Below are 7,548 nucleotides of genomic sequence, written 5' to 3'. Positions count from 1 at the left end.
TATTTCATATAAATATTATGCGCAAAAAAGTGGATTCAAATTAATGAATCCACTTTTTTTATCGGCTAGTATCAAATTTATTTTGATACAGCCTCCTGTAGATAATTCTTTTAATTCTGCGTTCCCATTTTCTGATTTTTTACCGATTTCATTTGATAAGTTATTAATACCAATAATACTATGATTTACTCCATTTATATTTTCTCCAAATTCAGTTAATTGTTCTACTATATTAGATATATTTTCTGTCTGGTTTTTAGTTGCTAAAGCCACTCCTTCTGTAGATTTAACTATATTCGAAGTTAAATCTAACATATCTTCCGAAATATACGTTAATCCTATTGTTTGAGCATCTATATCCCCAGAGTTTCTCTTAATTTCTTCTAACATGTTATTTATTGTAATTATAGTATTATTTAATATTGTACTCATTTTTCCAATTTCTGTTTTATCATTTAAATATTTTTCATCTATCTCTACAAATTTTCCTTTTTTCATTTCTGCCATAGTAATATTTAATACCTTTAATCCTTTAGCTTTTTTTAATTCAATATTAATCATTACTACACTAATTGCTAATATAATAATTATACTTATATTAATTACTAACTTTTGATGAAAATAAATAAAAATCAAACTACATATAATTAAAGCTATAGCCATTAATATACTATTCATTAACTTACTTTTCATATTATTTTTCATACTAGTTTTTGGCATAATATTAGATTCATTTATCATTACTTTTTCCTCCTAATGTTAATTGATAATGTTTATCATTCTCGTATATTACCATAATTTCTACATCTTTGTCAATAAAGTACTGATTTTCATACATAAATAAAACAGTAGCCAAGATTATTCTCATCTACTGTTTACAAAAAGTGTAATTATTTATAATAAGTATTTGTTAGTATTTATTTAAGTTAAATAATAAGGCACATGAAAGAAAATAATAGACCAGTATGTTTGTCTATTATTTTCTTTCATGTGCCTAAAATTCTATTAGATAAAGTAATTTTAACATTTCTCTGTAAATTTAGATATTATCATGGTACAAACAGTATTCCCTGCTGAATTTAATAATGTAGCGGGAGCATCAATGATTGTAGCTATTACAAGCATTATTGCTAAGGCTTCTTGTGGAAATCCAAATATACTTAAAATAAGCATTTCACCTATTCCCCCTCCGCCTGGTACAGCTCCAACTACTGCTCCAATTAAAAGTCCTGATGCTAATATACTTACTAATGAACCTATGCTATTCATATCTCTACCAAATATAGCAAATAAGAACATGATCTTATATATCCCCCCAATAACAGATCCATCTTTATGAATATTAACCCCAAGTGGCATTACTATATTAGCAAGAGCAACTGATACTCCCATTTTTTTAGCAGCTTCTATATTAACAGGAATGCAAGCAGCACTTGAGCAAGTTGCTAATGCTGTTACTGAAGGTTCTGCAGCATTTTTCCAAAATACTTTTACACCTCTTTTTCTTCCTGCTACATATGCATATAAAGTTGAGAATACTAAGAAATATATTATAGAAACTCCTAAATACAATGTAAATACTTTTGCATATCCACTTAATATTTGCCCACCTAGTTGACCAATAATATTTGCAAAATATGCTCCAAGTCCAATTGGTGCATAATACATAATTATATTAACACCTTTCATAGTTACTGCTGCTCCACTATTTAAAAATGAAACAAATGCTTTTCCTTGTTCCTTACAAAGCATAGCTGCAAATCCTATTAGCATAGAAAATAATATTAATGCAAGTAAATTACTTCTAGATAAAAGTTCTGAAAAATCTCCTACAGTAATACTAGATACTATTTTCTCTAAAGCACCTATACTCTCAGTTTTCTGAACTTTACTGTTACTCATTAAATTATTAAACATTGATGGCTCTAATCCTGTAGTTGGATTAAATAACTTAAAACTAGCTACCCCTATTATTCCTGCAATAATGGCAGTTACTCCAAAAACAATTACTGTTACCCAAAGTATTCTTCCTAATTTTTTTGAACTATCCATATTGGCTATTGCAGATGAAATGCTGAAAAATACTATAGGTACTAACATTGTAAATATTAAATTTAAAAATAGATTTCCAAGTGGTGCAAATATATTAGCTTTTTCTCCCATTATTAATCCAATACATCCACCTAGTAAAATTGAAAATAATAGAATTAGTGATGATTTATAGTTTTTTAAAAATTTCAATTTTCTCTCCTCCTTAATAGATAGGTTAACTTTTAAGTTCACTTAACCACATTAAATAATTAACAGATAGTATATTTCACTTTTTAACATCTCATTTATGCCAAAATTTCTTGAACTATCTCTCGATCATCAAAATGTATTTTTGTATTTCCGATGATCTGATAGTCCTCATGACCTTTTCCTGCTATTACTAATAAATCATCGTCTTTTAATATTTTTAATGCCTTCTCAATTGCCTTCCTTCTATCAACGATTTTTTCATAAGTTGCATCTATAACTTCCATTCCTTCTTCAATCTCTTCAATAATTGTTATTGGATCTTCATTTCTTGGATTATCAGAAGTTATTATGCAATAATCTGATAAAATCCCAGCTGCCATACCCATTATGTGCCTCTTAGTTTTATCTCTATTGCCACCGCAACCAAAGACAATAATAAGTTTTCCTTTAGTTATTTCTCTTGCCATCATTAATAATTTTTCTAAAGAATCAGGTGTATGTGCATAATCAACTATTACATTTTTATTGGAATTGTTTTCTACCATCTCAACTCTTCCTGGAACATGTTTAACTTTAACTATTAACTTTAAAATTTCATCAATATCTATTCCTAATCCATAACAAGCACCTATTGTAGCAAGAACATTATATACTGTAAATTTACCTGGTGAATTCACCTTTATTTCTTTGCTTGTTTGTTTAAAGTTAACTTTAAAAGTTACTGAATTATTATCATACCTTATTTCACTTGCTCTAATATCTGCTTCATTATCTATTCCATAAGTCAATATTCTACAAGTTGATTTTTTTATGATTTCATGTGCAATTTTATCATCTAAATTAATAACTCCAAGATTACACTTATGAAATAACTTCATCTTTTCATTCTTATAGTTTTCCATTGTTCCATGTTCTTCTAAATGATCTTGCGATAAATTTGTAAATACCCCTACATTAAAGTCACAGTAATCCACTCTATTCTTTGATAATGCAGAAGAGGTAACTTCCATAACTATATCTTCAGCACCCTTATTAATAAATTCTCTGAATATAGCTTGTAGTTCTAGTGATTCAGGAGTAGTTGGATTTGTTTTTTCTATACTTATTTGTTCACCTTTTAGTTCATATCCTAAAGTACCTATTGTACCAGTGATTCTTCCATATTGCTCAAGCACATCTTTAATATAATGTATAACTGTAGTTTTTCCATTAGTTCCTGTTACTCCAACTAGCTCTATTTCCTTAGATGGTTCTTTATAAAATGAATTAGCCATACTTGCTAAAGCTGATTTAGTATTTTTTACCTTTATTAATGCAATATTTTCACTCTTAATTTGGATTTCTTCATCAACAACTATTACTACAGCACCATTTTTAATAGCTTCTTTTATAAAATCATGCCCAGCTACTTTAGTTCCCTTTATACATACAAATATTGAATTCTCCTTTACTTTTCTAGAATCATAGCTGATATCTGCAATATCTATATTAACTTCTCCATTTACAACCATACATTCTATATCTTTTAATAATTTATATAATTTCATTTATTTCCCTCCGTTAACTAATTAATCTATTATATTTTTATTATACGCAAAATTTAAACTATAAATAGCGTATATATTGCTTGATATATTGCAAAAAGTGCTTTATTATTTATTTGAAATATAATATTAATTTAGTAGTTATGCAGTGAACTAACCGAAATAAGGAATAATTGTTTATTTCAGTTGCTGAGGATTTTCATGTGGGTTTCTAACATTAGAAGTTGCCACATTTCCGCTTGTTCCCAAAACAAGTTCGTGACAAGCAGTAAATGAAACAACTTCTAATGAAGAAACGCCTACATGAAAATCCTTTGATGCAACACTACATAAACAATTATCCCTTATTTCTTTGTTTACTGCTTAACTTAAATATATTTGAAAATCTATTTATCTATCTATACGTTATGGGGAGAATATAGTGTAGCATACGCTAAACGAGATATACTCGAAAGGATATCATATATATGAATAATAAAAATTTAGAAAATAAATCGGGCTATTTAAATAAAGATTTTCAATTATTTCATTTAAAAGATAAAAAAAATCAGGAGTTTGAATTTCACTACCATGATTTCAATAAAATAATAATATTTCTCTCTGGAAAAGTGACTTATCTAATTGAAGGGAAAGCATATTATCTAAAGCCATGGGATATTTTGCTTGTAAATAATCATGATGTTCATAAACCAGTTATTGATTCTTCTGAAACCTATGAAAGAATAATTATTTGGGCTAACTCAGATTTTATAGAAAATCATAATTATGAAGATTGCGATCTTTCAACTTGCTTTAAATTAGCAACTGAAAAAAGCTTCAATCTCGTAAGACTTGAAGCTAAATTTCAAAACAATTTAAAATCCATAATAGGATCACTTGAATCATCACTAAACTCACATGATTTTGGTGGTAAACTTTTAAGTAATTCATTATTTATTCAGTTAATTGTTTATTTAAATAGAGTTCATCTTGGTAATTTGTATATAAATGATGATGAAACACTTAAATATGATAAACAAATTGAAGAAGTATTAAAATACATAAATAGTAATTTATCGGGTGATCTGTCTATAGAAGCCTTATCTCAAAGATTCTATATTAGTAAGTATTATCTCATGCATAAATTTAAAAAAGAAACTGGATATACTCTTCACAACTATGTCATGCAAAAAAGACTTTTGATGGCAAAGGATCTTATAAAAACAGGAGAACCTATTACTAAAGCCTCAGTGCAATGTGGCTTTAATGATTACTCTAGCTTTCTTCGTTCATTTAAAAAGCTATTTAATAAATCTCCAAGAGATTTTTTGATATAAGGCATTTCTAAATATAAAATCATACAAAAAATTGTAGTAGATTTGTATTTGCACAAATCTACTACAATTACTTTAATGTGCCTTAGTTAATTCTTATAAACACAACCTTCAAATAATTTCCTTCTGGAAATTTCTCTGTAACTGCAAAATCTTCTGGAAGATGATGTTCCTCTAAAATTTCATAGTTCTTGTTTGATTCTTTAAATGCTTGATCTATAAACTTCTTAAACTTTATCATATTAAAAGTAGCACAGTTTGTAGAAGCTACAATTAATCCTTCATCTTCTGTTATATCTATAGCTAATTTTATTAAATCCTTGTAATCTCTCGCTGCACTAAATCTATTATCTTTAGATGTTGCAAAACTTGGTGGATCAAGAATAACTACATCAAATTTCAAATCATTTTTCTTTGCTTGTTTAAAATACACAAAAATATCTTCAACTATTATATTATGCTCTTTATGATCAATATTATTTATAGTGAAATTTTCAATTGTTTTATCTAAACTCCTTGCTGCTAAATCAACACTTGTAGTAATAGCGTTACCCTTTGCCGCAGCCATAGAAAAAGCTCCTGTATAAGAAAAAGTATTTAATACTCTTTTATTTTCAGAGTATTTATCTTTAATGGATTTTCTTACTTCCTTTTGATCTAGGAATATTCCTACCATTGCACCATCATTTAGATAGATTGCAAAATTAACTCCATTCTCTTTAACGATAAGAGGTTCTGATGCTTTTCTTCCACATACATAACTATTTTCATCTATAACCATACCATTTTCATCAAATCTCTTCTTTTCATATATCCCATCAAGAGGCACTAATGCCTTTATTGCTTTAAGTATCATATCTTTAAATGCGTAAATACCTTTACTATACCAAGTTATAAGGTAGTATCCATTAAAATAATCAATGGTAAGGCCTCCTATTCCATCGCCTTCCCCATTAAATGCTCTAAATGCATTAGTATCTCTTGAATAATAAAATTTTTCTCTTTTAGAGAATGCATTACGCAATTTATCATAAAACAATTTATAATCTATATCACTTTTTTTACTATTACTTAAAATCCAGCCAGTTCCTTTATTTTGCTTTCCATAATATCCTCTTCCTAAAAAAGCTTTTTTTTCATCTATAAGCGTTATTATTTGTCCCTCTTCTTTTAAAGTTTTGATATTCTCTAAAGCTTCTTCAAAAATTAATGGATATCCTTTTTTGTATTTATTTACGAATTCTTTTTTTACTGTAAGTATTGTTTCTCTCATAGTGTACCTTCCTAAACTAAATTTAGGCACATGATTCAATATGCCTTATTGTGTTGTTAAACAATTATACCATACATTCTAGTTGTTACTCTATAAGGCATCTTCAAAAAAGTAACTAATCAACTATAGTATCATTTATTTCTTTCAAAAATAATAAATTTTGATCATTTTAATATTTTATAATATCTTTACCAAAACATTATATTATGAAATTTTAACATTTTCATCATCTTATATATAATGTTTTGGTAAATATATACGATAAAAGAAATATAAGTATAAATAAAAGGAGAGGTTGGTTATGAGCGGAAGTTTAAATATAAACGGAAACAATATAAATTTATTTCAGAATACAAGTATAAATAAAATTGCAAAAAGTCCTAAAATAAATAATGATTCAGATGAAAAAGCTGATAAAAGTAATTTAAGTATTAATCTTAAACAAAAAAATAAACAGAGTGATTTAATGGAAAATCTTCTAAAACAAAAGCAATCTTTTAATGAACAAAAACAAACATTAATTGCTAAAGATATGGATCCAAAAGAAAAAAAGTATAAACTTGAGGAAGTAAATAAGAACATACAAGAAATGGAAGCACAAATTCAGCAACTAGCTATTCAAGAAAAACAAGAAGAAATTGAAAAACAACAAGAAAAAATTTCAAAGCAAAAAGCTGTTGAAGAAAAGTATAACAAAAATGATGATGAAGTAAGAGATGATATAATAATTTCTGCTAGTTTAAATGAACTTATCAAGTTCAGCAGTTCAAAAGATAATATACATTTATTAAAAGATGGTAAGAATAGACAAATAATAGAAGCTGAATATATTAAACCAAATGATAATCCAAATAGCTATAACAATAAACGTTTAGCACAAATAAGTAAAAGTATTTCAAACATAAATAGTACTATTAATAAAAATATTAGAGATGTAAATAAGGGTGCTGAAAGAATCAAAGCTAAAACTGAATTAGCAATTGAACAAATTAAAAACCAAGAAGAGAATACAGAAAATATAGAGACCCAAGACAAGGAAAAAGTTAAATCAAAAACAAAAGAATCCAAAGAAAAATTATAAATAAGTCAAAACATGGGCTATGTAATAAAATAGTGTTGATATTTTATTACAATATCAACACTTACTTAAAACATAGCTATAGACTGTAAATACTTT

The 7,548-nt window shown here is 26.9% G+C and carries 7 protein-coding genes; 2 read left to right on the top strand and 5 right to left on the bottom strand.

Translation table 11 applies throughout. The annotated features are described in order from the left end of the window. Positions 1–15: 15 nt before the first annotated feature. The 4 genes from BM027_RS13605 to BM027_RS13595 all read right to left on the bottom strand — a co-directional run bounded on the left by BM027_RS13605 (position 16) and on the right by BM027_RS13595 (position 3,788). On the bottom strand, positions 16–741 hold the full coding sequence (locus BM027_RS13605) for a methyl-accepting chemotaxis protein (RefSeq protein WP_090092935.1): 726 nt from the start codon (positions 739–741) through the stop codon (positions 16–18). Continuing rightward, complete coding sequence (locus tag BM027_RS18730; RefSeq protein WP_278320249.1) at positions 731–856, bottom strand: hypothetical protein; 126 nt, start codon at positions 854–856, stop codon at positions 731–733. The genes BM027_RS13605 and BM027_RS18730 overlap by 11 nt, the downstream gene beginning before the upstream one ends. A gap of 164 nt (positions 857–1,020) precedes the next feature. Beyond that, positions 1,021–2,241, bottom strand: a complete 1,221-nt coding sequence (locus BM027_RS13600; RefSeq protein WP_090092933.1) for a dicarboxylate/amino acid:cation symporter — start codon at positions 2,239–2,241, stop codon at positions 1,021–1,023. Positions 2,242–2,336: 95 nt separating this feature from the next. Continuing rightward, complete coding sequence (locus tag BM027_RS13595; protein ID WP_090092931.1) at positions 2,337–3,788, bottom strand: UDP-N-acetylmuramoyl-L-alanyl-D-glutamate--2,6-diaminopimelate ligase; 1,452 nt, start codon at positions 3,786–3,788, stop codon at positions 2,337–2,339. 464 nt (positions 3,789–4,252) lie between these two features. Here BM027_RS13595 and BM027_RS13590 point away from each other — a divergent pair, with 464 nt between their 5' ends. Next, entirely contained in the window at positions 4,253–5,101 is an 849-nt protein-coding gene (locus tag BM027_RS13590) for an AraC family transcriptional regulator (RefSeq protein WP_090092928.1), read from the top strand. 82 nt (positions 5,102–5,183) lie between these two features. On the opposite strand, the gene BM027_RS13585 is transcribed toward BM027_RS13590, so the two are convergent. Next, on the bottom strand, positions 5,184–6,371 hold the full coding sequence (locus BM027_RS13585) for a class I SAM-dependent rRNA methyltransferase (protein WP_090092925.1): 1,188 nt from the start codon (positions 6,369–6,371) through the stop codon (positions 5,184–5,186). A gap of 301 nt (positions 6,372–6,672) precedes the next feature. On the opposite strand from BM027_RS13585, the gene BM027_RS13580 reads away from it, so the two are divergent. After that, positions 6,673–7,452: a hypothetical protein gene (locus BM027_RS13580; protein WP_090092921.1), complete on the top strand. Its 780-nt coding sequence runs from the start codon at positions 6,673–6,675 to the stop codon at positions 7,450–7,452. Positions 7,453–7,548 lie beyond the last annotated feature (96 nt).

The organism is Clostridium uliginosum, from assembly GCF_900112485.1.
Taxonomy (GTDB): Bacteria; Bacillota; Clostridia; order Clostridiales; family Clostridiaceae; genus Clostridium; species Clostridium uliginosum.
Note: the sequence above shows the minus strand (reverse complement) of the source record. Positions and strands in the feature narration are given on the sequence as shown.